The 26,752-nt window shown below is 69.9% G+C and carries 23 protein-coding genes and 2 pseudogenes; 15 read left to right on the top strand and 10 right to left on the bottom strand.

Annotated features, from left to right (window positions below):
- The first annotated feature begins 4 nt into the window (after positions 1-4).
- The 6 genes from ACWC2T_RS38595 to ACWC2T_RS38620 all read left to right on the top strand — a co-directional run bounded on the left by ACWC2T_RS38595 (position 5) and on the right by ACWC2T_RS38620 (position 6,719).
- Complete coding sequence (locus ACWC2T_RS38595; protein WP_450674990.1) at positions 5-718, top strand: hypothetical protein; 714 nt, start codon at positions 5-7, stop codon at positions 716-718.
- Entirely contained in the window at positions 718-2,124 is a 1,407-nt protein-coding gene (locus tag ACWC2T_RS38600; protein ID WP_450674991.1) for an FAD-binding oxidoreductase, read from the top strand. The genes ACWC2T_RS38595 and ACWC2T_RS38600 overlap by 1 nt, the downstream gene beginning before the upstream one ends.
- Positions 2,125-2,166: 42 nt before the next feature.
- A complete protein-coding gene (locus ACWC2T_RS38605) occupies positions 2,167-3,807 on the top strand; it encodes a tryptophan halogenase family protein (protein WP_450674992.1) in 1,641 nt (546 codons plus the stop codon).
- Positions 3,808-3,872: 65 nt separating this feature from the next.
- Entirely contained in the window at positions 3,873-4,352 is a 480-nt protein-coding gene (locus ACWC2T_RS38610; RefSeq protein WP_234379255.1) for a flavin reductase family protein, read from the top strand.
- Positions 4,353-4,368: 16 nt separating this feature from the next.
- On the top strand, positions 4,369-5,460 hold the full coding sequence (locus tag ACWC2T_RS38615) for an aminotransferase class I/II-fold pyridoxal phosphate-dependent enzyme (protein ID WP_450674993.1): 1,092 nt from the start codon (positions 4,369-4,371) through the stop codon (positions 5,458-5,460).
- The gene (locus ACWC2T_RS38620; protein ID WP_450674994.1) at positions 5,457-6,719 is read left to right on the top strand and encodes a cation:proton antiporter; all 1,263 of its coding nucleotides are present in this window, start codon (positions 5,457-5,459) and stop codon (positions 6,717-6,719) included. Before ACWC2T_RS38615 ends, ACWC2T_RS38620 begins: the two co-directional genes overlap by 4 nt.
- A 395-nt stretch (positions 6,720-7,114) precedes the next feature.
- Here the strand turns inward: ACWC2T_RS38620 and ACWC2T_RS38625 are convergent, their stop codons facing one another.
- Positions 7,115-7,852 carry an SDR family oxidoreductase gene (locus ACWC2T_RS38625; RefSeq protein ID WP_450674995.1) on the bottom strand — a complete coding sequence of 246 codons (738 nt, stop codon included), beginning with the start codon at positions 7,850-7,852 and terminating at the stop codon, positions 7,115-7,117.
- Positions 7,853-8,050: 198 nt separating this feature from the next.
- On the opposite strand from ACWC2T_RS38625, the gene ACWC2T_RS38630 reads away from it, so the two are divergent.
- On the top strand, positions 8,051-8,851 hold the full coding sequence (locus ACWC2T_RS38630; protein ID WP_450674996.1) for a helix-turn-helix transcriptional regulator: 801 nt from the start codon (positions 8,051-8,053) through the stop codon (positions 8,849-8,851).
- A 184-nt stretch (positions 8,852-9,035) separates the two neighbouring features.
- On the opposite strand, the pseudogene ACWC2T_RS38635 reads toward ACWC2T_RS38630, so the two are convergent.
- The 3 genes and pseudogenes from ACWC2T_RS38635 to ACWC2T_RS38645 all read right to left on the bottom strand — a co-directional run.
- Positions 9,036-9,234: pseudogene (locus ACWC2T_RS38635) on the bottom strand (NADP-dependent oxidoreductase); the annotation flags it as partial.
- A gap of 89 nt (positions 9,235-9,323) precedes the next feature.
- Positions 9,324-10,751, bottom strand: a complete 1,428-nt coding sequence (locus ACWC2T_RS38640; protein ID WP_450674997.1) for an MFS transporter — start codon at positions 10,749-10,751, stop codon at positions 9,324-9,326.
- The gene (locus ACWC2T_RS38645) at positions 10,748-11,272 is read right to left on the bottom strand and encodes a hypothetical protein (RefSeq protein ID WP_450674998.1); all 525 of its coding nucleotides are present in this window, start codon (positions 11,270-11,272) and stop codon (positions 10,748-10,750) included. The genes ACWC2T_RS38640 and ACWC2T_RS38645 overlap by 4 nt, the downstream gene beginning before the upstream one ends.
- A 749-nt stretch (positions 11,273-12,021) precedes the next feature.
- Between ACWC2T_RS38645 and ACWC2T_RS38650 the strand changes: the two genes are divergently transcribed.
- The 3 genes from ACWC2T_RS38650 to ACWC2T_RS38660 are packed head-to-tail and all read left to right on the top strand — an operon-like array spanning position 12,022 to position 14,580.
- Positions 12,022-12,765 (top strand): GntR family transcriptional regulator, encoded by a 744-nt coding sequence (locus ACWC2T_RS38650; RefSeq protein ID WP_450674999.1) that lies wholly within the window; start codon positions 12,022-12,024, stop codon positions 12,763-12,765.
- Positions 12,766-12,781: 16 nt separating this feature from the next.
- Positions 12,782-13,492, top strand: coding sequence for a phosphonatase-like hydrolase (locus ACWC2T_RS38655; protein WP_450675000.1), 711 nt, complete (start codon positions 12,782-12,784; stop codon positions 13,490-13,492).
- Positions 13,489-14,580, top strand: coding sequence for a zinc-binding dehydrogenase (locus tag ACWC2T_RS38660; protein ID WP_450675001.1), 1,092 nt, complete (start codon positions 13,489-13,491; stop codon positions 14,578-14,580). The genes ACWC2T_RS38655 and ACWC2T_RS38660 overlap by 4 nt, the downstream gene beginning before the upstream one ends.
- 566 nt (positions 14,581-15,146) lie before the next feature.
- Here the strand turns inward: ACWC2T_RS38660 and ACWC2T_RS38665 are convergent.
- Together ACWC2T_RS38665 and ACWC2T_RS38670 are read right to left on the bottom strand one after the other, a co-directional pair.
- Positions 15,147-15,404, bottom strand: coding sequence for a hypothetical protein (locus ACWC2T_RS38665; RefSeq protein ID WP_450675002.1), 258 nt, complete (start codon positions 15,402-15,404; stop codon positions 15,147-15,149).
- Between the two features lie 135 nt (positions 15,405-15,539).
- Positions 15,540-15,703, bottom strand: a pseudogene (locus ACWC2T_RS38670) (TetR/AcrR family transcriptional regulator); the annotation flags it as partial.
- 177 nt (positions 15,704-15,880) lie between these two features.
- Between ACWC2T_RS38670 and ACWC2T_RS38675 the strand changes: the two are divergent.
- The 3 genes from ACWC2T_RS38675 to ACWC2T_RS38685 all read left to right on the top strand — a co-directional run bounded on the left by ACWC2T_RS38675 (position 15,881) and on the right by ACWC2T_RS38685 (position 21,681).
- Positions 15,881-18,769, top strand: a complete 2,889-nt coding sequence (locus ACWC2T_RS38675) for a helix-turn-helix transcriptional regulator (RefSeq protein WP_450675003.1) — start codon at positions 15,881-15,883, stop codon at positions 18,767-18,769.
- A 121-nt stretch (positions 18,770-18,890) separates the two neighbouring features.
- Positions 18,891-20,522 carry a S53 family peptidase gene (locus ACWC2T_RS38680; protein WP_450675004.1) on the top strand — a complete coding sequence of 544 codons (1,632 nt, stop codon included), beginning with the start codon at positions 18,891-18,893 and terminating at the stop codon, positions 20,520-20,522.
- An 859-nt stretch (positions 20,523-21,381) separates the two neighbouring features.
- Positions 21,382-21,681 carry a hypothetical protein gene (locus ACWC2T_RS38685; protein ID WP_450675005.1) on the top strand — a complete coding sequence of 100 codons (300 nt, stop codon included), beginning with the start codon at positions 21,382-21,384 and terminating at the stop codon, positions 21,679-21,681.
- 259 nt (positions 21,682-21,940) lie between these two features.
- On the opposite strand, the gene ACWC2T_RS38690 is transcribed toward ACWC2T_RS38685, so the two are convergent.
- Positions 21,941-23,278, bottom strand: coding sequence for an aminotransferase-like domain-containing protein (locus ACWC2T_RS38690; protein WP_450675006.1), 1,338 nt, complete (start codon positions 23,276-23,278; stop codon positions 21,941-21,943).
- 88 nt (positions 23,279-23,366) lie between these two features.
- Here ACWC2T_RS38690 and ACWC2T_RS38695 point away from each other — a divergent pair, with 88 nt between their 5' ends.
- The gene (locus ACWC2T_RS38695) at positions 23,367-23,990 is read left to right on the top strand and encodes a DJ-1/PfpI family protein (RefSeq protein WP_450675007.1); all 624 of its coding nucleotides are present in this window, start codon (positions 23,367-23,369) and stop codon (positions 23,988-23,990) included.
- Between the two features lie 241 nt (positions 23,991-24,231).
- Here the strand turns inward: ACWC2T_RS38695 and ACWC2T_RS38700 are convergent, their stop codons facing one another.
- Entirely contained in the window at positions 24,232-24,423 is a 192-nt protein-coding gene (locus ACWC2T_RS38700) for a hypothetical protein (RefSeq protein WP_450675008.1), read from the bottom strand.
- A gap of 192 nt (positions 24,424-24,615) precedes the next feature.
- On the opposite strand from ACWC2T_RS38700, the gene ACWC2T_RS38705 reads away from it, so the two are divergent.
- A complete protein-coding gene (locus ACWC2T_RS38705) occupies positions 24,616-25,041 on the top strand; it encodes a hypothetical protein (protein ID WP_450675009.1) in 426 nt (141 codons plus the stop codon).
- 412 nt (positions 25,042-25,453) lie between these two features.
- Here ACWC2T_RS38705 and ACWC2T_RS38710 read toward each other — a convergent pair whose 3' ends face one another.
- The gene (locus ACWC2T_RS38710; protein ID WP_450675010.1) at positions 25,454-26,374 is read right to left on the bottom strand and encodes a serine hydrolase; all 921 of its coding nucleotides are present in this window, start codon (positions 26,372-26,374) and stop codon (positions 25,454-25,456) included.
- Positions 26,375-26,514: 140 nt separating this feature from the next.
- Complete coding sequence (locus tag ACWC2T_RS38715; RefSeq protein WP_450675011.1) at positions 26,515-26,673, bottom strand: ATP-binding protein; 159 nt, start codon at positions 26,671-26,673, stop codon at positions 26,515-26,517.
- Between the last annotated feature and the right edge of the window lie 79 nt (positions 26,674-26,752).

Genomic DNA, 26,752 nt, shown 5'->3' on the forward strand with positions numbered 1-26,752 from the left:
CGTCATGCCCGAATCCGGGACGGCGCAAGCCCGCACACCACGCACCGCTCACCCGGCACACCCCGACACGAAGGCTCCGGGGCCCGTGAGCCCCTTTTCGGCCATCACGGCGATCGTCGCGGACGCGGATGTCTTCACCGAGTTCATCGAGGACGCCGTCGCCCAGTACCGGCTCGGCCTGGCCTCCGTGGCCGCGGGCGGCTCGCGTCTGCACCGCCCCAACAGCTTCGGCCTCCTCGGCGGCACGCTGGACGGCGACGCCCTCACCGTTCGCCGCGTCGCCTTCGCCGCCAACGTCCGCGCGGTCGACGACGTACCGCTGGAGGAGTTCCGGGACACCATCGTGCCCCGCTTCGGCAAGCAGTACGACGACGGCGAGCGCGGATTCTGGTGCGACTCGCGCCAGCTCCTCAAGGTGGTCCGCGAGTTCGAGGCGGCGGACCTGGAGATGCTCGGCTCGGTCCACATGCACCCGGACTGGCACCGTGTGGGCCCTCCGCACGAACGCAGGGAGTTGCTGAGCGAGAACCCCAGCCGTATGGACGAGTACCTCTTCCGCAGCGCCGGCTGGCCGTTGAACATCATCTGCTATCTGGAGAGCCGCGGCAGCGGTGTCACCCACACCTTCGCAGCCTGGCAGCCGCCGTCGGCCGACGGGGAGCGGGCGGCGCGGACGCCCATCAGGTTCTTCGCCCGTGGTCACGAGGACGCCGCCTGATGGGGGCGTATCCGGACACCATCGGCACGGTGGTGACACCCGACGACACGCGCTACGAAAGAGCGCGGCGCCTGTGGAACGAGCGCTTCGACTACCGGCCCAGGGCCGTCGTCCTGCCGGGTGACAGCCACGAGACGGCAGCAGCGCTCAGCTACGTCCGGGAGCGCGGCATCCCGTTCCGGATCCGCTCCGGCGGCCACAACAGCGAGGGGTTCAGCGGCCTCGACGACGGCATCGTCATCGACGTGTCGCGCCTGGGGGCGCTGGCGGTCAACGGTGACCGCACCCGCGCCACCCTCGGCCCGGGTGTCCTGCTCGGCGAGGCGTACGCGGCGCTGTGGGCGCTCGGCGGCACGATCCCCGCGGGCGTCTGCCCCGACATCCGCATCGGCGGTCACGTCCTGGGCGGCGGCATCGGCATGCTGGTGCGCTCCCGCGGCCTGCTCATCGACCACCTGGTCGCACTCACCCTGATCGACGCCCGCGGCGAGGAACTGACGGTCGACGCGGACCACCATGCGGACCTGCTCTGGGCCTCACGCGGAGGCGGTGGCGGGAACTTCGGGATCGTCACCTCCTACACCTTCGCGATGCGCCCGATCGGCGACGTGACCCTGTTCACGCTGGAATGGGACGCGCGCGACGGCATCGCCGCACTCGACGCCTGGCAGCACTGGCTCCGCCAGGCGGACGCGCGGGTGAACTCCCGCTTCAACCTGTTCCCCGCCTCCGCCGACAGGGCCCTGGCCACCGGCCTGTTCGAAGGAGGCGAGCGTGAACTCATCGCCCTGCTCCGGCCGTTGACCACTGCCTGTCGGCCTCGTACGAGCTCCGTACGCGCCCTGCCGTACGGGGACAGCATCGGCACCTGGACCGAGCAAGTGCCGTCGGTACGCGCCAAGTTCACCCCCGCACTGGCCGAAGGCCCACTCGGCGCCGAGGCGCTGCGCACCCTGGGCCGCCGGCACGAGAAGGCGCCGCCCGGCGTCAAGACGGGTCTGTACGGCCTGGGCGGAGCGGTCCTGGCCGACGTGCCGCCCGATCACTCCGCGTTCGCGCACCGGGCGGCCTTCCTGTGCGTGGAGTACCTCGGCCACTGGAGCGATCCCGGCAGCGACGCCGAACACCTGGACTGGCTGTCCGGCACCCGCGCGGAGATGCTCCCGTTCATGACCGGCGGGGCCTACGTCAACAGCCCGGACCTCGATCTGGAGAACTGGCTGCACGCCTACTACGGCGACGGCCTGCCGCGCCTCATGGAGGTCAAGCGCCGCTACGACCCGCACGGCCTCTTCACGTTCGAGCAGAGCATTCCCACCGCGCTCACCCGGGCCCAGGCCCGTGCCGCCCGGCTCCCCGGCCCGGTCGTCGCCGACCTGCACGCCCGCGGCCTGCTCACCGACTGACCTCCGCCTCCGCCTCATCACCGACGAATCAGGACAACGCCCATGAGCACCCGCACCGACAGCCACCTGGACACCCACAACGACACTCGCAACGACACCCGGATCCAGAAGGTCGTCATTCTCGGCGGCGGCACCGCCGGCTGGATGACCGCGGCCTACCTCGGCAAGGCGTTGCAGAACACCGTGCAGATCACGGTTCTCGAAGCGCCCAGCATTCCGCGCATCGGCGTCGGCGAAGCCACCATCCCCAACCTCCAGCGCGCCTTCTTCGACTACCTCGGCATCGCCGAAGAGGAGTGGATGCGCGAGTGCAACGCCAGTTACAAGATGGCCGTCAAGTTCATCAACTGGCGCACCCCGGGCGAGGGCAGTCCGAGCCCCCGTACGGTCGACGGGCACCCGGACACCTTCCACCACCCCTTCGGCCTGCTGCCGTCCGCCGATCACATCCCGCTGTCCCACTATTGGGCCGCCAAGACACTGCGCGGCGAGACCACCGAGCCCTACGACCACGCCTGTTTCGTCGATACGGCGATCATGGACGCCCGCAAGGCGCCCCGCTGGCTCGACTCACGCCGCGCCACCAACTACGCCTGGCACTTCGACGCACAGCTCGTCGCCGACTTCCTGCGCACCTTCGCGGTGACCAAGCAGGCCGTCGAGCACGTCGAGGACGAGATGACCGAAGCCCTCACCGACGAGCGCGGCTACCTCACGGCACTGCGCACCAAGTCCGGGCGGCTGCTGGACGGCGACCTCTTCATCGACTGTTCGGGCTTCCGCGGCCTGCTCATCAACCAGGCCATGGGCGAGCCGTTCCTGGACATGAGCGACCACCTGCTGTGCGACAGCGCCGTGGCCACCGCCGTGCCCCACGACGACGAGACACACGGCGTCGAGCCCTACACCTCCTCCATCGCCATGCCCGCCGGCTGGACCTGGAAGATACCCATGCTCGGCCGGTTCGGCAGCGGCTACGTCTTCTCCAGCCACTTCGCCGACCGCGACCAGGCCACCGCCGAATTCGCCCGGCTGTGGGGACTCGACCCCGAACAGACACCGTTCAACCACATCCGCTTCCGCGTCGGCCGCAACCGGCGGGCGTGGGTGCGCAACTGCGTCGGCATCGGCCTGGCGTCCTGCTTCGTCGAACCTCTGGAGTCCAGCGGCATCTACTTCGTCTACGCCGCCATCCACATGCTCGCCAAACACTTCCCCGACCGCACCTTCGACCCGGTGCTGGTCGACCGGTTCAACCGCGAGATCCAGGACATGTTCGACGACACCCGGGACTTCCTCCAGGCCCACTACTACTTCTCACCCCGCACGGACACACCGTTCTGGCGGGCCAACAAGGAGCTGGAACTCGCCGACGGCATCAAGGACAAGGCGGAGACCTACCGGGCCGGACTGCCGGTGAACCTGCCCATCAGCGACGAAGGCACCTACTACGGGAACTTCGAGGCCGAGTTCCGCAACTTCTGGACCAACGGCAGCTACTACTGCATCTTCGCCGGACTCGGCATGCTCCCCCGCCATCCGCTGCCCTCGCTCGCCCACAAACCGGAATCCGTCGCCCGAGCCGAGCAGCTGTTCGCGGACATCAAACGGAAACAGCACGAGTGGGTGCGCTCCCTGCCCTCCACCCACCAGCTGCTGCGCCACCTGCACGGCGCCTCATGAGCGGCGCGACCGCACCGCACCGGAAGGTCGCCGGCGCTGCACACCAACGGCGCTACCGCGATCTGATGAGCTCCTTTCCCACCGGCGTCGCGGTGGTGACCAGCCTGGACGCCGAGGGCACGCCGCGGGGCATGACCTGCTCCTCGCTCACCAGCGTCACCGTGGCCCCACCCACGCTGCTGGTGAGCCTGCGCAGAGGCAGCGCCACGCTGGAGGCGGTGACCGCGCACGGCGGTTTCGCCGTCAACCTCCTGCACAGCGGCGGGCGGCGCACCGCCGAACTGTTCGCGGGGCCCGAGCCCGACCGGTTCGCGCGGCTGTGCTGGCGCCGCTCACCCTCCGGTCTGCCGCACCTCGCGGACGACGCGTTCGCCGTGGCCGACTGCCGTGTGACCGGACTGCTCGACGTTCACGACCACACCCTGGTGCTCGGCGAAGTCCGCACCATCGTCCGCAGTGCCGGCATCCCGCTCCTGTACGGGCTGCGGCGCTTCACGACATGGCCGCACCAGTGCCCCCCGTCCGACAACACCCCGTCCCACTGAGCCGCCGAGGACGTCCATGCCCACGAACCAGGTACCCCCTGCCCCGCTCCGTACCACGGAGATCTCCCGGCTTCCCGCCTACCGCGCGGCGGATCCGCCGGCGAAGCACGCCGACGGCCTGCTCGACCTGGCCAACAACGAACTGACTCTGCCTCCGCTCCCCGCGGTCGTCGAATCGCTGCGCCTCAGCGCGCGCAGCGTCCACCTGTACCCCGACCCCACGGCGCGCACGCTGCGGCAAGCCGTCGCCCGGCACTTCGCCACCGATCCCGAAGAAATCGTGGTCGGCCCCGGCAGCGGCGCCGTCCTCCACCAGCTGCTGCTCGCGCTGTGCGGCCCCGGCGACGAAGTCCTCTACCCCTGGCCCGGCTTCGACGCGTACCCCTTCCTCATCACGACGGCGGGCGCCCAGGGCACACCGGTCCCGCTGACACCCTCGGGCGAGCACGACCTGTCCGCCTTCGCGGCGAAGGTCGACACCCGTACCCGCATCGTCGTCCTGTGCTCCCCGCACAACCCCACCGGCCGCCGCATCCCGCGCACCGAGCTGGCCGCCTTCCTCGGATCGCTGCCGCCCCACGTCGTCACCGTCCTCGACCAGGCGTACGTGGAGTTCGACGAACACGAGGAGACGCACAACCTGGACCTGCTGCGCACAGCTCCCCGGCTCGTACTCCTGCGCACGTTCTCCAAGGCGTACGGCCTCGCCGGGCTGCGTGCCGGATACGCCCTGGCCGCCCCCGACCTGGCCGGCCTGGCCCACAAGACACTGCTCCCGTTCTCGGTCACCCGCACCGCCGAACACGCCGCGCAGGTCTCCCTGGAGCAGCACGGACAGCTCGCGGCCCGGCTCGACACCGTACGGCGTGGGCGCTCGCTGTTGTCGGCCGGCCTGCGCGCCGAGGGACTCGATCCGCTGCCGTCGTTCGGGAACTTCCTGTGGCTCCCGCTCGGAGCCGCGACGGAACGCTTCGCCCAGGTCGCACTCGCGGCCGGTGTACGGGTCCGGGCCTATCCGGGAGCGGGTGTGCGCATCACGGTGGGCGGCGACGAAGCCCACCGGCGCGTGCTCGACGCGGCCCGGCTCTTCCGAACGGCGGACACGTGACCGGGAACGCCCAGGCGGACCTCTTCCTCGTCCTCGCGCTCGTCATCGCCGCCGCCAAGCTCCTCGGCGCCGTGCTGGGCCGCCTGGGTCAACCGCCGGTGGTGGGCGAGATCGTCGCCGGGATCCTGGCCAGCCCCATGGTCCTGTCCCCGGCGGTGAGCGGCCGCGTACTGCCGGCCGACGCGCGCCCGGCCCTCACCGGCCTGGCCGACGTGGGCCTGGCAACGTTCATGTTCCTGGTGGGCCTCGAAACCAAGGACGCCCTCCCGCACGGCGGCAGAGGCCTTTCATGCGGTATCGCGGCAGGTGGGCTCCTGCTGCCGCTCCTCGGCGGGATGGCGCTCGCCCTGCCGCTGGCATCCGCCCATGCTCCGGGCAGCCATCCAGCCTTCGTCCTCTTCGTCGGGGTGGCCATGTGCGTGACGGCGCTGCCCGTGCTGGCCCGTATCCTGGCCGACCACCACCTGGGCCGCGAGCCCACGGGAGCCGTCGTCCTTGTCGCGGCCGCCGTCACGGACGTGGCGGCGTGGGTGTGCCTGGCCGCCGTCATTGCGTACGCACACGCCGCCGTGCCGGTGCGGCTCGCCCTGCTTCCGCTGTACGCACTGGTCATGGTCGGCGCGGTCCGCCCCCTCCTCGCCGCGCTCTTGCGCCGCGCCGCCCGTCGCGGGGCGGGCGGCGCGGACACGGCGTTCCTGGTCCTGGCCGTCGGCCTCCTGGGATCGGCCGCCGCAACCGAATGGCTCGGCATCCACTTCATCTTCGGGGCGTTCGCGTTCGGGGCGGCGGTACCGCGCTCCATGCCGTCCCTGCTCCGCACGGGCATCGCCACCCGGATGCGGCAGGCCGGCGGCCTGCTGTTGCCGCTGTACTTCTTCATGGCGGGCAGCAAGGTCGACATCGCCGGGTTCAGCGGCCAGACGGTCCTCACCCTCGGCCTCCTCATCACCGTGGCCACCGCCACCAAGACGCTGGGCGCCTACGCAGGCGCACACCTGTGCGGCGCCGAGCCCCGTCAGTCCCTGATCGCCGCAGTCCTCATGAACACCCGCGGCCTCACGGAGATCGTCATCGTGTCCACCGGTCTGGAGCTGCACCTCATCGACCAGACCTTCTACTCCCTGATGATCCTCATGACCCTGGCCACCACGGTGATGACGGTCCCGGCCCTGAAAGCAGTGGCTCCGGCGGCTCAGTTGCCGAAGAGAGAGCTGGGTGCGGAGCAGCGGTCGACTCCGCAGGGGACACTGCGCGCGTAGCGGGCCGTGAGGGAGTCGCAAGCCCGGCGGCAAGGTGCCGGAGGCAGCGGTCTGCGTCCTCCCCTTGCCCCATGTCGGACCAGCCGATGCCGCGCCGGACAGATCGTTGCGGGCTCTCCGGCATGGGGCCGCTGTCACGCACCGGCTCACCGCCGACGGGTACACCGTGGCGCTCGTGGGCAGCACCGTGAGTCCACGACGTCTTCTCCTTCGACGGGTGACCCCGGAGTGTCGGCTGCATCCTCCCGGGTGCGCAATCGTTCACGCATGCGTACGAACGGGCAGGGTCCGGGCCCGTGTTTGGTGGAATTGGGTGCAGCAGGGCGGTTGGAGGCAAAGGCCTCAAGGAGGGACCGGGGGGCCGAGCCTGCAATGCGCCTCGGACTTGGGCGGGTTCAGTTCTGGGCCGTGGGCCGGACGACGATCTCGTTCACGTCGACGGTCGCCGGCTGCTCGATGGCGAACGCAATGGCTTGGGCGATCGCCTCCGGCGAGATCGCGATCCGGTCCCGCATCTCCGTGATCTCCGCTCGGACCTGCGGATTCGTCGATGCTTCGGCGAAGTCGGTCCCAATGACGCCGGGCGAGACGGTGGTCACCCGCAAGGAGTCACCGGCTTCCTGGCGCAGGCCCTCGCAGATGGCGCGGACCGCGAACTTCGTACCGGCGTAGACCGCCATGGTCGGCACGATGCGAAATGCGACCGTGGAGGCGAGGGTGATGAACTGGCCCGTGCCTTGGGCCCGGAAGACCGGCAGCGCGGCGCCGATCCCGTGCAACACACCCTTTACGTTGACGTCGACCATCCGCTCCCACTCGTCGACCCGCAGATCGTCGAGAGGCGAGATCGTACCGGCCCCGGCGTTGCTGACCAGCACGTCGAGCCGGCCGAATCGCTCGCCGGCCAGGGCGACCAAAGCGTGCAGGTCGTCCCGTCGGGTCACGTCCGTACGGGTCTGTACGGCCGCTCCGCCCGACTTCTCGATCCGCGCCACCAGTTCCGCGAGGCGCTCGTGCCGGCGCGCACCCAACACGAGCCGCGCGCCTCGCTCGGCGAGCAGCAGTGCGGTGGCCTCGCCGATGCCGCTGCTGGCTCCCGTGATCGCCACGACCTTGCCGTCGATACCCGACATGATGTCTTCCTCTTCCCGTTCGGTACTGGTTCCCGGTGATCGCCCCGAACACGTCCGCACGCCGAGGGCGCCCGGCACCGGAAAGAGCGGCCGCAGACCACCGGTGAGAGCCTCAGCTCCCGATCGGGCCTCAGTCTGCGATGGCTTTAGCCTGGTATCCAGAGCGCGTTCATTCTGGAACCAGAGGTGCCATCCACCATGTCGCAACAGCCGGACCAACGCCGTGAGCTGGGCGCCTTCCTCCGCAGCCGCAGAGAGCGGATCACCCCTGACAAGGTCGGACTGCCACACACCGGCCGACGCCGGACCCCGGGCCTGCGCCGGGAGGAACTCGCGCTGCTCGCCGGGATCAGCGCGACCTGGTACACGTACCTTGAGCAGGGCCGGGACATCCGCGCCTCGGACCAGGTGCTCGACGCCCTCGCCGCGGTGCTGCAACTCGACCGGCACGAGCGCGGTCACCTCTTCCGGCTGGCCGGACACGCGCCTGCCGCCGAACCCGAAGAACCCGAGCCGCTCCCGGCCGAGGTGGCGGCCGTCCCGCTCCTGCTCCAGCCGCACCCCGCGTACATCATCAGCGGCAACTACGACGTGCTCAGCTACAACCAGGCGGCCGACGAGCTGTTCCCGCACCTCACCGCGGCCGCGGACCGACCGGCGAACTTCGCCCGCTGGGTCTTCCTCGAACCCGCGGCCCGGGACGTTCTGGTCGAGTGGGAGCCCGAGGCGCGCGGTCTGCTCGCCCGGCTGCGGACACTGGCCGGACACCACCCGGGCGATGTCCGGTACACGCGGCTGATCGACGAACTGAACGCGGGCAGCCCGCACGTGCGTGCCTGGTGGCCGCAGTACGACGTGCAAGCCCGGCACGGCGGACGGAAACGGCTACGGAGCCCGGGACGCGGGGTGGTCGATTTCGCCTACACCGCGTTCCACCTGGCCGAACAGCCAGAACAGACACTTGTGATCTACTCCGACGGCCGGGAATCCACCGAATGAGCTCGGGCGATCACCCGCACGGCCCCGGGACGGTGGGGCGGCGACAACGATCCACGTCCCGTGGTGTGTTCCAGGTCGACGCTACGGAGGAACGCGTCCGGGGCAGTGCCCTTGCGGGCGGTAGGCGTCGTGGGTGTCCACGGGGGCGCCGCCGCCCTTGGTGCCTCCTCCGGGTATGTGGGTCGTCCCAGCCCAGGGTGAACGGCGGCTGACCCAGCACCCCGGCCATGCCGGTCCCGCCGCGGGACTTCCAGTCCACCGGGTTGACCCCAGCCCCGTGCAGCCGCACCAGCATCTCGGCGGGCAGCGGCACCGGGCGCGGCAACCTGCTGGATCCGCAGCACCTCCGGACGGCCGAAACCGTCCTGGACCACCGCACGCATCATGTCTGCGAGATCGCTGCGGCAAGCCGGTCGAGCACGGACGGACGACCGATGTCGACCGGCCTGCGCCGAGCGATCTCGCCCCAAGGTCACGCCTGGACTTCCTCGACCGACGAGATCGCCGCGGCGGGTGTTGCCACCGGCTGGACGGTGAGGTTCTCGCTGACGTCGTCGAGGGCGAGCCCGTTGGGCTCACGTACCAGGAAGGTCGTCGCGATGCCGGCCAGGAAGCAGCAGGAGGCGATCAGTGTCACGACGCGGAGGCCTCCGTCGGCCAGGACGAGCGGCACGATGAGCGCTCCGGCGAACGCGCCGACCTTCGCGATCCCGGAGGACAGGCCGTGGAAGGTGCTGCGGACCGGGGTCGGGTAGGACTCTGCTCCGAGGAGCATGGTCGTGTAGTTCGGCCCGAACATGCTCCCGAACAGGGACATTCCGAAAGTGACGGCGAACGGGACGACAGTCGCGCTGAGGCCGGGAACCACCGTGATCAGCACCATCGCCAGAGCGCAGAGCCCGAAACCGACCGCCTGCTGGGTCCGCCGTCGCAGCCTGTCGAGGGCGACCACACCGAGGATGCCGCCGACGAGGCTGAAGCAGACGACGAGCACGGCGTTCAGGGCGATGTTGGACACCGGGGTGGCGTTGGGCACGATGTTCTTGATGAGCAGCGGCTGGCTGACGTTGATGCCGTAGACGGCGACGTTGTAGAAGAACCAGCTGCCCGCGGTGCCGGCCAGGGTGATCAGGACCCTCCGCTTCGCCAGGGCCGCGGTCGCCCCGCGGGTCCTCCTCCCCGGAATCGGTGTCGCGACGACCGTGACCGACCGCTGCGCGAACGCCTCGAAGTCCTGGGCGGCTTGGGCGGCATCGCCGCCGTGGGCCGTCCAGCGCGGGGATTCCGGCATGTGGCGACGCTGGTGGAGCACCAGGAGGGAGGGGAGGACACCGAAACCGAGGATCACGCGCCAGGCGAGATCGTCGGGGACCCCGACCGCCAGCACGAGCAGGCTGACTAGATAGGCCGAAACCTGCCCGAAGACATAGAAGATGAACGTGAATCCGACGAGCTTTCCGCGGTTTCGCGTGTTCGCGTATTCGGTCATGATGACGCCGCTGGCCGGGTAGTCACCGCCGATACCAATACCCAGGATGAGCCGGCCCACGAGAAGCACGGCGAAGTTCGGTGCCAGTGCCGAAACGAGGGCACCGATGATCATCAATATGGCTTCGAGTCCGTAGACGCGCCGGCGGCCGAGGAGGTCGCCGAGGCGTCCGAACGACATGGCTCCCACGGCGACGGCCAGGAGCGTCGAACTCGTCAGCATGGCCACTTGGCCGCTGCCGAGGTGGAACTGCGGTGTGATCAGGAGGGTCACCGTGCCGATGACGTTGAGGTCATAGGAGTCGGTGAAGAATCCGGCACCTGCGGTCACGGCCGCCTTGAGATGGAAGACGCTGAGTTTCGCGTCGTCGAGGGATTTCGCGACGGTTTCCTGCGAGTGATTGACGGTCACCCGTCGGCCTCCGAACTGGTTGTGCCGACGAGCAAGACCGCGTCGGCGGGGGAAGAGTCGTTGAGATGGATGCCGGGAAGCGAAAGCCATGGCGTGTCGATCGGGCATTCCGGCGACCGGCACGCACCACGTGCCGGGCCGTACGAACGTCCTGCGGCCACGGCCGGAAGGGGGCGGCTATTCGGTGACGTTGTTGAGGAGGAGATCGTGGAGGTCACGGTTTCGAAGAGTGTTGGCGTGATAGCGATCGGCGAGCGGTCCGGTGACAGATCGAGCTGACGCAGGGTGGCGCGGGCCGCCTGCCGGTGTTCCTCGGGAAGGTAGAGCCAGGCGAATGACCCGAGCGCACCGTGGTGCCTCGTGTAGGGATCGGTGATGGGAGGGACGATGGCATCGATGGGCACACGAGCATCGCGCAGGATGTCGCCGAGGTAGTGCACTTTCGGCGCCCCGTCCGCGAAGTGCTTGCTGTTCATGCCGTGGTCGGCGGTGATACCGATGATGAAGCCCTCGTCGACCAACTCGCCAAGTACGGCGTCGACTGGCGCGTGGATCGTAAATGCCGGGCGCCGGTTCTCCGACGAGAGCCTCAAGGTCTTCTACGCCGTACTCGGGCAGACCCGCGCCAGGCGCCTTCTCCACGCTGACGCTCGACACTCCGCCGTTCCCGAGCAGCCGGCGGAGCCTGTCCTTGGTGGTCACCATCAGCGTGGGCACGCCGGCTTCCTGGAAGGTTGCGCGGATACGCGGCACGATCGACATGTTGTTCCGTCGACGGTGATCGCCACGACAGGCATCGTCGGAATGCGGTAGGTGCGGTTGTTGGCAGTGATGGTGGTCACGAGGGGCGTCTCCCTGGAACTGGGTGGAGGATGAAGAGGTCGACGGGTGAGCCGGCGCGCCCTGTCCGTAACGGCAGATGCGAGTCCGATACGAGGGCCCACCGCGCAGCCGGTGTGCCTGTCCTGCGGCCGATGGCGATCCCGCCCACGCCGGGCACCGCACGGATGCGCGTACACCAGCGGCAGCGTCCGCGCCGAACACGTCACGTCCGACACAGCACCGACCACGAACCTGTCATGATAGGTATGGTCACGACGGCCGACAGACCGGTCAACAGCCTGAGCGCGGCTTCGTCCAGAGTTCGCCGTCCGTTCACCAAGCCTCGGGAATTGCCGCATCTCACCCCTTAGTCGTCCCTGCGGAGCCACTATGGGGCCCGGTTTCCGCAGGTGACAACCGACCCGCTGCTACCTGTATAGTCAGGCTCATGACCATGGCATTGCATGAAGCCATCGCCGAGAGCATCCGAGAGCAGATCCGCGTCGGTGAGCTCACCATCGGCTCCGCCCTGCCGTCGGAGTCCCAGCTCTGCGAGCAGTGGAAGTCCTCGCGCGGACCAGTGCGACAAGCACTTGCTACGCTGCGCGCCGAAGGAGTCATCACAGGTAGCTCCGGCAAGCCACCTGTTGTATGTACAACCTCGATTCCCCAGCCCTTCGACACCCTGCTGTCGTACTCGGCCTGGGCGCATGCGATCGGGCGTACGGCCGGGCAGCGGACCCTGGAGCTGGCGATACGCCCGGCTGACCGATTCGTCGCGTCCAAGCTGGGAGTCGATGAGGGAACGCGGGTCGTCCAGGTCCTGCGGCTGCGCTACCTCGATGGCGAGCGCGCGATGCTGGAACGCGCAACGTTCGTCGAGCATGTCGGACGTCTTCTGTTCGACTTCGACTGCGATTCCGGATCGATCTGGGCGTACCTGCAGTCGCGAGGAGTGAGCTTCTCCACCGCCTCGCACATCATCGACGCGGTCGCCGCCGACCCACTCGACTCCGAGCATCTCGAAGTGGCCGAAGGCTCTCCGCTGCTCAGGCAGCAGCGGACGGCGCGCACCGCGGACGGTGAGGTCGTCGAGTATCACGACGACCGGTACCTGCCCGGGATGGTCAGTTTCTCCCTCGAAAACACCCTTGACGTGCGCACCGCCCTGATGCGCAACGCGAAACCCTGAAACCGGAGTTTCCCGCATGCTCACATCCCCGCCCGAACTCGTCGTACTCGACATGGCCGGCACGACCATCGACGAGGGCCTGCAGGTCTACCGCGTCCTCGAAGAGACGGTGATCGCCCACGGGGGAACACCCTCGCCGGCCGACATCGCCCGGTGGCACGGCTCCGCCAAGCACGAGGCGCTGCGCGCGCTGCTCACGCCCAGTGCCGGCACTCCACTCGGCGACGAAGCCCTGGAGCCGATCGTCGCCGATTTCCGGGCCCGTCTCACGGCCGCGTACACCGAGCGTCCTCCGCAGCCGTTGCCCGGCGTACCGGAGGCCCTTGCCGGCCTGCGAGCGGCCGGTATCAAGATCGCCCTCAACACCGGTTTCGACCGGGACATCGTGGACTTGCTGCTGTCCGCGCTCGGCTGGGAGGGCGATTGCGTGGTGGACACCGTCGTCTGCGGCAGCGACGTGCCCACGGGACGTCCCGCGCCCTTCATGATCTTCACTGCCATGGCGCGGCTGGGCGTCACCGACGTGCGGCGCGTGCTGGTCGCGGGTGACACCCCGCGCGATCTCGAGGCCGGTGCCAACTCCGGCGCCGCGTACGTCGTCGGCGTCCTGTCAGGTGCCAGCGACGCGACGGAGCTCGGCGAGCAGCGGCACACCCATCTCCTGCAGTCCGTGGCCGCGCTTCCCGCGCTCCTCGGTCTGCGCGGCGCGGAGAAGAGCGCCGCATGACGGACTACACGGCACAGTCCGGCCGGACCGCGGACCCGCTCGATCACACCCTTGCGGCCATCTGGCGCGGCGGTGACCACATCGCCCTCGAGTCGGTGCCCGTGCCACCGCTCGGACCGGGGGACGTCCTCGTACGCGTCCGCCTCGCCACCATATGCGGCAGCGATCGCCACACGGTGAGCGGACGACGGGTGCAGCCCTGCCCCTCGGTCCTCGGCCACGAGACCGTGGGCGAGATCGTCGGGTTCGGTGCGGGCGGGGCACGCGCGGTGGACGGACGAGAGCTCCGACTCGGCCAGCGGGTCATCTGGTCGGTGACACTGCCCTGCGGCTCATGCGACCGCTGTCTGGCCGGCGTCACCGCCAAGTGTCGCACCGTACGCAAGGCCGGACATGAGGCATGGGACTCGGACTGGGGACTGTCCGGGGGCTACGCCCAGCACGTCCTGCTCCCCCGCGGGATGCCGATCGCCCTCGTCAGCGACACGCTCACGGACGCCCTGGCCGCCCCCGCCGCCTGCGCCACGGCGACGGTCATGGCCGTGGTCGAACGGGCGCCGGACCTGACGGGCAAGCGGGTCGTGGTCGTGGGCGCCGGCATGCTCGGACTCACCGCGGTCGCGGCCGCAGCCGCGGCCGGGGCGTCGGCGGTGACCGCCGTCGATCCCGATGCCGAAAGGCGTGAGCTGGCACGGCGGTTCGGCGCCACCAAGGTCCAGCCGGCGATGCCCGACACCGGGCCTTTCGACGTCCTGCTCGAGTTCTCCGGCTCGTCCGCGGCGCTGCAGCAGGGCCTGCGCGCGCTCGACGTCCAGGGTGTCGCCGTCCTCGCCGGAGCCGTTCTTCCTGACGTCCCCGTCGAACTCGCCCCGGAATCCGTGGTGCGCCGCCATCTGTCCGTCGTCGGCGTACACAACTACGAGCCCCGACACCTGACCGCGGCGCTGAGCTTCCTGGAGGAGACACATGACCGTTTCCCCTGGCAGGAACTCGTGGCCGAGCCCGTACCGCTGGAGGCTGTCGCCAGCCTGCTGACCGCCCCTCCCGGAGCGAAGCCGCGGTATGCGATCGCCTCAGCCCGAGCATGACGGCACCTGCCCGAGTCCGTCGACCGTGCGGCACCCCCGAACAGTTGCCGGAGCGACCTGCGCGCCGCGACGTCGGCGATGCCGGAGTGCGGTCCGCACCGCCGGCCGACCGCTCGTGCCACGCTCGCGGCGGCGCGCCCCTGGGTGCGGCGCCGCGGGCAGGCCCACATGCCGGTCGAGCTCGGTCAACGCCGCTTGAGATGGCGTGCCGTGGTGGGCAGGCACCCTGCCTTCCGCACGGGTGCCGACGCGGAACAGTTCCACGCGGCCCCGGCCATCTTCGTGCCGCTCGTCCTGGCAGAACGCGGTCGACGGCATCGTCCGCGCAGTACCGCTGCCCGCTGGCACTGCGTTCGCAGGCGAGCAGATGCTGTTCCTCGACGGCATCGGCACCAACGCCGCGGACAGCGGCTCCATACGCCAGTCGGTCGCGCAGTCCTGTTCATGGGATCCATGACCGCCGCCTCTGGCTCTTTGATCAGATGACTCGGCATGTTGCTGTGCTCAGCGGGGCGCCTGACCGACGGCGAGCGGGCGGCACTGGAGTCACAACTGCACAGTCCTGCTCAGGTGTCTTCGGGATCCGGCTCGAACGTGAAATAGATGCTCAGGCAGTACGGCTCGGCCTCGTCGTGGAGGAAATCCCATGACACGTCCGACAGCCGGATCTGTTGGTCCCGCACCCACTCATGAGCCTTCCTGAAGGCCTCCGCGGCAGTTGTGGCAAGGAACAGCTTCCTGGCCATGGCATGCACTCCGGTCTCCGCGTCCGAGTCGTCAAACCCCTCCGGAACGTCCAGGCAGAAGTCGGGAAGCAGCACCATGAAGTGCGCCCCTTTCCAGTCGGTTTGCCCATGCGAATCGACAGAGGTTGATTCTCTGGGCTCGGCACCCGGTAAGACCTCCGCACGCCCAGTGAGGGTTGCTTCGGCCGACCGCGCGACCAGGTCGGCGCGGGTGGCGTCGAGCAGGGACAGTGCGCGTTGCAGCGGCGGGGGCCGCGGGGCCCCAGCAGTTGCGGGCTCTCCTCGACACTCTTCCGGGCCGGATTGAGCCGCGCCTCGTACAGCGCCCGGATCAGCCCGGAGCGATCGCCGAAGGCGCGGAAGAGCGTCCCCTTTCCGTCATTGACAAGGCGAATCCGCGCGGGTTGTCATGAACACATGATCCTACGTCCCGGGGAATGGCACATTCGCCGTACCGACGGCTCCGCCCTCGGTGCCGGGTGTCACCCGGCTCTGGGCGGAACCGACGCGAGGACCACGGGTGCCACCCCCTGGGCGGAGAACGGGCGGCCGCGGTGGGAGCGCGGTCACTGACCGGGCGCCGCGAGCTGCTCGACGCCGCCCGTGCCGAACTGCAGGCCCGTCCCGGAGTGCTCTTCCACGGTCCCCTGGGGATCGGCAAGTCCCTGCTCGTGGCAGCCCTGACGGCCCACGCCCCGTCGGCCGGCACCGTGCTGCACTGCTCGCCCGCCGAGGAGGACGCCCGGCTCCCGTTCGTCGGGCTCGTCGACCTGTTCGCGCGGGTGCCGGACAGCTGCCTGGAGACCCTCGCGCCCGAACCCCGCGCGGCGCTGCGGGCAGCCCTGCTGCGCGGCCCGGAACCGGCAGACGGTCGCAGCCGTCTCGCGGTGCGCGTCGCCGTACTCGACGTGCTGCGCACGTTGGCAGCCGCCGGCCCCGTCGTGCTGGTCCTCGACGGCCTGCAGTGGCTCGATGAGTCCACCGCCGAGGTGCTGGCCTTCGCCGTGCGCCGCCTCGGCGGCCTGGACATACAGGTGGTGGCCGCCGAACGGGTGGCGGACGGCGAACTGCCCGGGCGACTGCACTGCTGCCCGCCGGGGACCACAGAACTTCCGGTGCCGCCGCTGACGGACGACGAGGTGGCCGATCTCGTGGCCGCCGGTATCGGTGCCGACCTGCCACCGGCAGTGCTGCGGGCGATCCAGGACACCGCAGCCGGAAACCCGTTGTACGCGCTGGAGTTGGGGCGAGCGGTGGCCCTGCGCGGCCCTGAGCGCAGGGCCTTCGGCCCGGCGCTGCCCGTGCCCCGAAGACTGCGCGCCCTGCTGCTGGACGAGGTGCGCACGCTGCCGGAGACGGCACGGCGCACCCTCCTGCTCGCGAGCGCCACCACCCGCCCCGACCTCACCCTGCTGCGTACCGCCGGGCTCCCCGATCCCGCCGCGGACCTGGCGCAGGCCGAACGGCTCGGTGTCGCGACGACCGGCACCGGCGGAACCGTACGCTTCCGGCATCCGCTGCTCCGTGCCGCCGTCTATGCCGACGCACCGGAGAACCACCGCCGGCAGGCACACGCGCTGCTGGCCCGCGCGGTCACCGATCCTGTGGAACGGGCCCGCCATCTCGCTCACGCCCACCCGCACGAGGACGAGGACACCGCCCGCACACTGATGTCCGCGGCGGAGTCCGCGCGTCGCGACGGCGCGCTCGACGCCGCCCGCGAACTGGCCGGGCTCGCCGCCCGCCGTACCCCCGCGGACCGGCCCGCGGACCGGGACGACCGGCTGTTGGCCGAGGCGGAGTACGCGTGCGACGCCGGGCAGCTTCGGGAGGCGGCCGAGGCCGCCGAGACGGTCCTCGCCGTGTCGGGCTCGGCACGCCGCCGGGTGCGGGCCCGGCTGGTCCTGCTGCGCAACGCCGGGCAGGCGCTGGAGGGTGCCCACGCGCTGATCCAGGAAGGCCTGCGGGACGCCGTGGGCGATCCGGGGGCCGAGGCCCCGCTGCACCACTGGGCGGCCGTACGCGGCCTGCTGTGTGGGGAGTTGGAGGAGGCAACCGGGCATGCCCGGCGCGCTGCCGGGCAGGCGGCCCTGGCGAGCGACACGGAGACCCGGATCGGGGCGCTCGCCACTCTCGCCCGGGTGCGTTCCCTGGCCGGCGATCCGGGTGCGGCGGACGCCGCGCTGGACGAGGCACTCGCCCTGGCCGGAGGCGCCGACGGCGGTCCGCAGAGCTGGCGGCTGATCCGGATGCGGGCGATCCTCGCGCTGGACTCCGACAGAGTGACCGAGGCCCTGGAGCAGGTCGTCGAACTCCTGTCGGCGATCGGGGAGTTCGCCGGTGTCGAGGAGGTCCTGGCGACCCTGGTGTCACTGACCCGGATCCAGGTGCGGGCCGGACACTGCCGCGAGGCACTGCACACCGCGGCGCGCTGCTCGCGCGCCATGGCCCGGACGGCCCCCGCGCTGTACGCGGCCGCGCTGGCAGCCACCGCGGGCGGCACCGCTGCTGAGGCCCGGCAGCTGGCCGAACAGGCGGTACGCGCCTCCGAGGCCGACGGCGATCGGCTGTTCCTGTTGCGTGCGCTGGCTGTGCTCGGGCAGGCCGAGCTGCTCGCCGGCGACCCACGAGGTGCCGCGTCCGCGGTCGAGGCGCTGCAGCGTGTCAGAGCACTCGGAACTGCGATGTGTGCCGCCGACCCGCCGTTGCTGCACTGGTACGGCGACCTGGCCGAAGCCCTGGTGCTCCTGGGCGAGACGGACGAGGCCGGGGCCGTTCTACGCGAGGCCTGCGCCCGGGTGGGCGACGACTCTCCCGGCAGCGTGCTGGCGGCTCTGGAGCGGGCACAAGGGCTGCGGGAGGCGGGCACCGGCCGGGCGAAGGAGGGTGCGGCCCGGCTGCGTACCGCCGTCGACCGTCTACGACAGCTTGCCCTGCCCGTCGAGTTGGTGCGCACCCTGATCGCGCTCGGCGCGGTCGAGCGCCGCTCGCGCCGCAGGAGTGCGGCGCGCACGGTTCTCGGCGAGGCGCTGGAGACCGCCACCCGGATCGGCGCCGCTCCGCTGGCGGCACGGGCCAGGGACGAGCTGGCGCGGCTGGACGCCGGGGACCGGAGCGTTGAGGCGGGCACGAGCGGCCCCGAACTCACCCCCACCGAGGCCCGGGTCGCCGAGCTGGTCGGGGGCGGGGCCACCAACCGGGAGGTCGCCGCGAAGCTGTTCATCAGCGTCAAGACGGTGGAGGGAACCCTGTCGCGGGTGTACCGCAAGGTCGGGGTCCGTTCGCGTACCGCGCTGGCCCACGCGATGGCGGTCGCCGTCCTCACCTCCGGGGCGGCCGGCGACTCCGGCGACGACGGCCGCGTGGATCTCCCGGAGCGGACCGTGCTGGTGAACCGCCCCAGCCGCACCCAGTCCCGCCGTGCTCTCGACACACGCCGTTGACGTGACATCGGCCGTTAACACGTAACGCAAGGGTTCCCCCGCTTATGGGGGCGGGGTCGACGTTCCTACGGTGAAGCCGTTCCGCTTCCGGAACAACTCCCCCACTCCCCGGAGGACTTCAGTGAAGTCACGTCTGAAACTGCTCGGTCTGGTCGCCGCGCCGGCCCTGGTCACCGCAGTCGTCCCCGCCGCCTACGCCGCGAACGCCCCACAGCCGCACGCGACGCGTGCCGCCGTCGCCGGAGACGTCCTGCCGGGCCTGAAGCAGAGCGCGGCCCGCACCGGAGACGTCGCGGCCGGAAAGCGGATATCGGTGGCGATCAGCCTGACCCCCAGAGGTGGCACGGCACTTGACACCTTCGTCGCCAACGTCAGCGATCCGCGGTCGAGTTCCTACGGTCACTACCTGACGAAGCACCAGTTCACCGCCCGCTTCGGCCGGACCGACGCCGAGATCAGGCAGCTCAAGGACTACCTGCGCGCCCAGGGCCTGACCGTCGGCACCGTCCACTCCGGCAACCTGCTGGTCGACGCCACCGGCACCGCCGCCCAGTTGGAGAGGGCCTTCGGCACCAAGCTGTCGACCTGGAAGGACGCGAAGACGGGGCGTTCGTTCTACGCCAACGACAGCGCGCCGACGCTGCCGACCTCCATCGCCTCGATCGTCAGCGACGTGGCAGGACTCAACAACCGCCTCCAGCTGCACCACCAGGCCACCCCGCACACCGTGAGCCCCCACAACGGTCCCGGCGGCGGCTACACCCCGGCCCAGCTCAAGGGCGGCTACAACGTCTCGGGTGCGTACACCGGCAGCGGCCAGAAGATCGCGCTGCTGGAGTTCGACGGCTTCCAGCAGTCCAACATCACGACGTACGACAACTACTACGGCCTGGGTTCGCCCACCCCGACCGTGCAGAAGGTGGACGGCGGTTCCGGCGCGCTCGGCGACGGCCAGGTAGAGGTCGAGCTGGACATCGAGGTCCTGCACGCGATCGCCCCCAAGGCGAACGTCACCGTGTTCGAGGGCCCCAACTCCGACGCGGGCGAGGTCGACACCTACCAGGCCATCGTCGACAGCGGCATCCCGACCACGTCCATCAGCTGGGGTGCCGCCGAGAGCGCCCGCACCACCTCGGGCATCAACGCGGTCGACGCCGTCTTCAAGGCCGGTGCCGCACAGGGCCTCGGCTTCTACGCGGCCTCCGGTGACAGCGGCTCCGACGACGCGGGCGACGGCGGCACCTCCGTGGACTACCCGGCCAGCGACCCGTACGTCACCGGCGTCGGCGGCACCAAGCTGACCGTCACCTCGTCCAACGCCTGGAGCAAGGAGGTGGCCTGGTCCGGAGGCGGTGGCGGCAGGTCCTCCGTCTTCAAGATCCCGAGCTGGCAGACGGCTGTGCAGAAGAGCGCCGGCGGCGGCTACCGCCAGGTCCCGGATGTCTCGGCCCACGCGAACCCCAGCCCGGGTGTCTCGATCTACTCGCAGGGCTCGTGGTCCTCGGTAGGCGGCACCAGCGCCGCGGCCCCCGAGTGGGCGGCCTTCGCGGCCCTCTACAACCAGCAGGCCGCCGCGGCCGGCAAGGCCAACCTCGGCTTCGCCAACCCCGCCCTGTACTCGGCGAGCGGCACCGGCTTCCACGACATCACCAGCGGCAGCAACGGCGCCTACTCCGCGGCCACCGGCTGGGACTTCACCACCGGCTGGGGCTCGTACAACGCCGCGACGCTGGCGAGCAAGCTGCTCGGCTGACGACCGGCGGCTGACAACCGACCGACGGAGCGCGGGCCGGGTGATCCCGGCCCGCGCTGCGGCGTGGCGTCGTTTCCTGCCGGCGCGTCGTGCGAGCTCGAACGCCGGCGGAGGAAGCGGTCTGTCCGGTGTGCGGAGCGTCGTCCGGGCGGGTGTACGGATATCAGCTGCCGACGGTGGCCGAGGTGCCGGTGGATGGCCGCCGGCTGGGTGGTCGAGGCTACGGTGAAGCATGCGGTGGCGAGCTGGGCGTGCGCTGTGCCGGCGTGGAGGCGCCGGGCGACGACCTCCCACTCAGCCAGCACAGGCAGCGCGGGAGGCGTGAAGCCCCGCTCGCTGGCCGGTGGCGCGGCGCAGGCGCATGCCGGGCTGTCCTCGAAAAACGTCAGCGTGGTCAGGGTCGGCAGGCTGATCCCCCTGCGCCTCAGGACGCCGGTCCCGGGCTCGTCGACTGGAGCTCCCTGCCGGGGAGCACCGCTTCGGCATCGGCGACCTGGTGCTGGGCCCAGGCCAGAACGCCCTTCGCCGATCTCAGCCATCGTCGAGTCCTCCCCCTCGTCCGCGACGTACGCGCGGACGAACCTGGCGATCTCCTCCTAGCGGTCGGTGAGGTGGTCACCCTTGGCGCGGTACACACTCCGTAAACACATGTTCGAATTTTGTTGCCGCTGGGCCGCGCCCGCTACCCGACGAGCGCAGCGGTTGCCCCCTATCACCCTGCCCCGGCGACCCACTCAAAGAAGTCGCCGTCGTCTCGCTCCAGGACGTCCGGGCAGTTGTTCGCTCCGACGGACCCGCGCTCAGCGGGCGTCGATCCGATACCACGCATGAGGCTCCTTACGGTGACACGATCGGTGTTATGAACACCAATACGGACTGGGCCTACCGGGTGTTCGAGCCGCACGGGTCCGAGGGCTGGCGCCCCTACGGCAGCGACCCCGAACAGTGGCACGGCGTGATCACCGCGGCCGACACGGACGAGGGCGCCAAGCACGCCATCGGCCGTATCGTCGCCGACCTCATGACCGAGTGGGAGAGGACCGGCCTCCACCACGCCATGCACGTGCGCGTCTTCCTCTGGCACGACAAGGCGGGCGAGATGGAGGATGCGGACTTCGTCGTGGAGGTCCGGCCCCGGTCGGACTTCGACACAGCGTGACGGACCAGGACTCTCGGCAGCGGAAATCCGCGTCGGCAACCCGCCGCGGGCACCGAGACCCTGGATCAAGGGAACCCCGGGAACCGCAGGTACGGCCTCCCTACGACGGAAGTGAGGAGCGATCGCGGCCTCGCGCTGCGCCTCGATGATCTGGGCGATGGCCTCAGTCGCAGGCCGACTGAGCCCCCAGGTCTTCAGCGCCGACGGACTTTCGTACGCAGACGTCGGTGCGGGCAGAAATCGGCTGGTCGAGGAAAGTTCAGGCGTAAGCGTCCTCGACAGCGACTCGTCGCACTGTGCGCAGCGTCGACTGGAGACTGTCCAGATCGGTTGAGCCGAGAGCGAGACGGATCGCCTGTGGTGTGTGCGTCGAGGTGGTGAACGGCTCCGCTGTGCTTACCGAGATGTGCTGACGCGCGAGGGTGGCGGTCAGGCGATCGGCGCGTGCGTCGTCGGGCAGCGGCAGCCATGTGAAGTAGGACGAGGGGTGGCTGATGAGCGGTAGGCCTGCCAGTTCTTGTCTGGCGAGTGCTTGGCGGGCCTTGGCGTCGTCTCGCTTCTGCGCTTCCAGGTGGTCCACCGTGCCGTCCTCGAGCCAGCGGCAGGCGATCGCGGTGGTGAGGGCCGGGGTGTTCCAGGTGGTCGCCCGAATCGCGCGTTCGAGCGACGGCACCATAGACGGCGGGGCGACGACGAAGCCGACCCGGAGGCCGGTGGCGACGCTCTTGGACAGTCCCGAGACGTAGACGGTGATGTCCGGTGCACTTGCCGCCAGAGGCGGTGGAGGGTCCTCGACCAGGTAGGCGTATGCGGCGTCTTCGATGATGAGCGAGCCGTGCTGCCGAGCGATCTCGATCAGACGGGCGCGGTCAGTGGTCGGCATGACCCACCCCAGAGGGTTGTGCAAGGTTGGCATGCTGTAGATCGCGCGCACAGGGCGGGTCGCGCACAGCTTCTCGAAGGCATCGAGATCCGGCCCGTGGGTGGTTGTGGGGATCGGCTCCAGGTCGAGTCGCAAGGCATGCGCGAGCACCTTGAAGCCCGGGTAGGTGAGTGCGTCGACCGCGACGACGTCGCCGGCGTTGAGCGTGGCCATGACGGTGATGGCCAGGCCGTGCTGCGCACCGTTGACGATGAGGATCTGATCCGCGTCGGGAGTCATCCCTCGACGCCTCAGGTGCCGTGCGATCGACACTCTGTCCTGGGGACGCCCTCGATGTGGTTGGTAGCGCAGCAGCGAGTCGAGTTCACCAGAGGTGGCCACCTCTCGCAAAGCCTGTCGTAGGAGATCGGCTTGGCCGGGCAGCGACGGATAGTTGAAGTTGAGGTCGACCGCATCCGTGGCGACGAATTGCTGATCGATGCCGTGACCGGCGGGAACCGCGATGTCACGCACGAACGTGCCGCGCCCCTGTTCCCGGCTGACCAGGCCCATTGCTTCCAATTCGGCGTAGACCCGAGTCGCGGTCACCACGGCGATGCCCTCGCGGGCGGCGAGCCCGCGGTGTGTCGGCAGCCGCGCACCTGCGGCGAGCCGCCCGGTCCGGATGTCGGATGCGAGCGCGTCGACCAGCACTTTGTATCGCGGGGCTGCCATGCACCGGATTGTATCCATGACAATTCTTTGACTGTCCTGTTCGCGGGTCCTTACCGTCAAGGCCCGCCCATCCGGAAGGACAGCCACCGTGCACATCGCCATCCTCACCTTCGAGGGTTACAACGAGCTCGACTCCCTGATCGCGCTCGGTGTGCTCAACCGCGTCAAGACCGACGACTGGCGCGTCACCATCGCCACCCCCAGCCCCAAGGTGACGTCGATGAACGGGGTGGTCATCGAGCAGATGTCCACTCTTGAGGAGGCGTGCGCCGCTGACGCCGTCATCGTCGGCAGTGGCATCGCCACCCGCGAGGTGGTCGAAGACCCGGCGATCATGAACATCCTGCGCGGCCTGGACCCCTCGCGCCAGCTCATCGCGGCGCAGTGCTCCGGCGCGCTCGTGCTGGCCAAGCTCGGCCTGCTTGACGACATCCCCGCCTGCACCGACCTGACCACCAAGCCCTGGGTCATCGCCGCGGGCGTCGAGGTGCTCAACCAGCCCTTCTACGCCAAGGACAACGTCGCCACCGCCGGCGGCTGCCTCGCCTCGCACTATCTTGCCGCCTGGATCATCGCCCGCCTTGAGGGCAACGACGCCGCCGAAGGTGCGCTGCACTATGTCGCCCCGGTCGGCGAGAAGGAGGAACACATCGAGCGTGCCTGGCGCAACATCACTCCCTATCTGCCCACTCCCGCACCAGCGCTCGTCTGAACCGAGCAGTCGCAAGCAAACCGGCCAGGAAACCGCGCCCCCGGCAGCCCAGCCGCTCGTTCGCGGCCCGCACACCTACCGCACTGCGATCGTTGTCATCAGACTGCCCAAGGGCTTCACCCGGCAGCAGCTGGCTGACGCGATCGGCCGGCCGCTGGTGTGGACCACCGCGGCGGCGGGGTGGGATCGGCCGGTTCGAGCGGCACCAGCACAGCGGGGTTCACCACGGGGACGGTGCCCTTCAGACCACGGCCCAGAGCGAGACGGTCCGGGCCTGCAGGTCGATACGGACTCTGCCGTGCGGCGTGTCGGTGAGCGTAGGGGTGGCTGGCGACGCGACGAGCAGGTCGATCAGGCCGGGGCCGACGGCGAGGTGCTCGACGGGCTCCCAGTCGCTGCCCCGCGCGCGAACGCATCCCTCGGGCAGGCGCAAGGGGCACCGCTCTCGGCCACCACGTGCTGCGCTCGTGCTCCCATGATCAACGAGGCTGAGTGCTGTCCCATAAATCGATCTTCGGGTGTCGTCCGGCAAGCGTCGGGGGCGGTGAACCGGGGCTCGCAGGTCACCCCGCTGTGGGCCAACGCTTGGCATGCCTCCGTGACGCGGCCCCGGACGATGCGCAAGATGGCGGACGAGTTCGCCGAGTTGCTGGGGATGATTCCTGCCGGCATAGAAGGCGGCAACCTCACGTTCGTACGGGGAGACCTGCACTCCACGCTCTCGATCTGGAAGGACCGCCACGACCGGACGGTCTTCGGCTGGACGGTCCACACCTACGCCATCGCCCTCCGTGACCGGATGGAGCGATTCGGCGGAATGAGGATCCGGATCGACCACCCCACGCCTTCCGGCGAAGCGAACCCAACCAACGTCCCTGCGCGCGCTGGCTATCCCTGGCCGGCGAGTGGAAGTCCCCTCGCCAGGGAGGTCACTGCCGCTGTCACCGAGTACGGGCTTCCTTCCTTGAACTTCGTGCGCGATCGCCACGACCTGGGCCTGCTGTTGCTGGCAGATGCCCACGTTCACCGCGGCAGGGTCTGGTTGATTTAACCGGGTCATATGGGGACCAGGTCTTCGGTGGCGATGGGCGCCGGGGTTGGGCTGTTCGTGGCGTGGATGGACTTGACGGTGCTCCGTGGTTTTCGGTGGGAACAGGCGCCGTTTCGGCGAGTTCGGGAGCCACTGATCGGGTGATCTGCAGGTCGGGGCGGAGAGTCCCGGGGGATGCCACTGCGGGAGTGTCGATAGCTTGTGGGTGCGGGCCCTGGGGCTGTCTCCCTGACAAGATGCGGCCAGGGGCTCGCACCTGGTTAGACGCCGTTTCACCGGTGAGGCGGCACTCCGTTCCCCGTTGCAGCACCTGGCCCCGGTGAGGTGGGGGCCGCGACGCCGAGTCGCGGTGACTTCCCCACCGAACGCCCCCGTCTCCGGGCGCCCCGAGCGCCGCCCCGCGCTCTTCACTTCACCGGGAGCGGGACGTCCCGTCCGCGCGCAGGTGGTTCAGGGCCACCCGGGCCGCAGTGCCGAGGACGTCCTCGCGGGTGGGTGCCCCGGGTGTCAGCGACCGGGTGAGGACGGCGATCGCGTACCGCCGCCCGTCGGGGAAGGTGACCACGCCGACGTCGTTGCTGACGCCGCCCGGCACGGTGCCCGACTTGGACGTGACCAGCACTTCTGGCCCGAAGCCGGTGGCGATCTTCCGGGTGAGCCGCTGCTGTCCCATCATCCGGCGCAGGTTCGAGCAGGCCTCGGCGGGACCGGCCTCGTTGCGCCAGATCGCGCGGACCAGGGCGGCCATGTCGTCGGCGGTCGCGCTGCTGATTCGTCCCGGTCGCATCCCCGGCGACGTCAGCACCCGCTGCCACATGGCCTCGCCCTCCTCCGGCGATGTGGCGTCCCGGACCGCGTGGACCATTGCGTCCCAGTCGGCGAACCCGGCGTCGCGGGCCGCGGTGTCGAACTCATGCTGGATCGTGCCCGGCAGGTGGAAGCCGGTGAAGCCGAGCCCGGCGAGGCGCGCGTTGACCCGTTCGATGCCGACCCGGCGGATCAGCACGTCGGTCGCGGTGTTGTCGCTGATGGTCAGCATCAGCCGGGCGACATCCCGCAGCGAGATCTCCACCGGGTCCTCGGTGATGCAGAGCCCCTGGCCGCCCACCGACGCTTCGGCCTGCGAGACCACCACTCGCTCGGTGGGGTCCAGTTCTCCCTCCGCCGCCTGGCAGAAGAACTCCAGGCCGACGGTGATCTTGAATGTGGAGGCCGCCACCGCGAGCTCTCCACCCGCCACCGACAGTCGCCCCGGTCCGTCGACCTCCAGCGCGCTCAGGCTTCCCCAGCAGTCGCCGGCCGCGAACACCTCGTCAATCGTCTCTTCGATCATCGGCTCACCGTGGCATCCGGCGACCGCGCCGGGCAGAGGTGTTCACCGTGAGCGTGTCCGCTGCCGGCGTCATGAGCCGCCGACCATGGCCCACCCCCGGCTCGCTTCGGCGGGAGGCGTGCTTCAGGGCTGTCGGGACGTCACTTCGTTGCTGGGAAGAGGGATTCCTGGGTGGTCTGGAAGCGGTAGGACTCGGTGCCGGTCTGGATGAGGGTGCATCGGAAGGTGATCCGGTCGGCGATGGCCGCGCAGAGGCGGGCGTCTCCGAAGGTCTTGTCCCATTCATCTGGGGCTGGCACTTGTTCCCTCACGAGAGTTGCTGCTGCCACCTGCCCGTATCCCGTTCCTGCGGTCCTCGTTGGTTCTCGCGGTAGTGCT

The sequence above is a fragment of the Streptomyces sp. NPDC001393 genome (assembly GCF_053597455.1).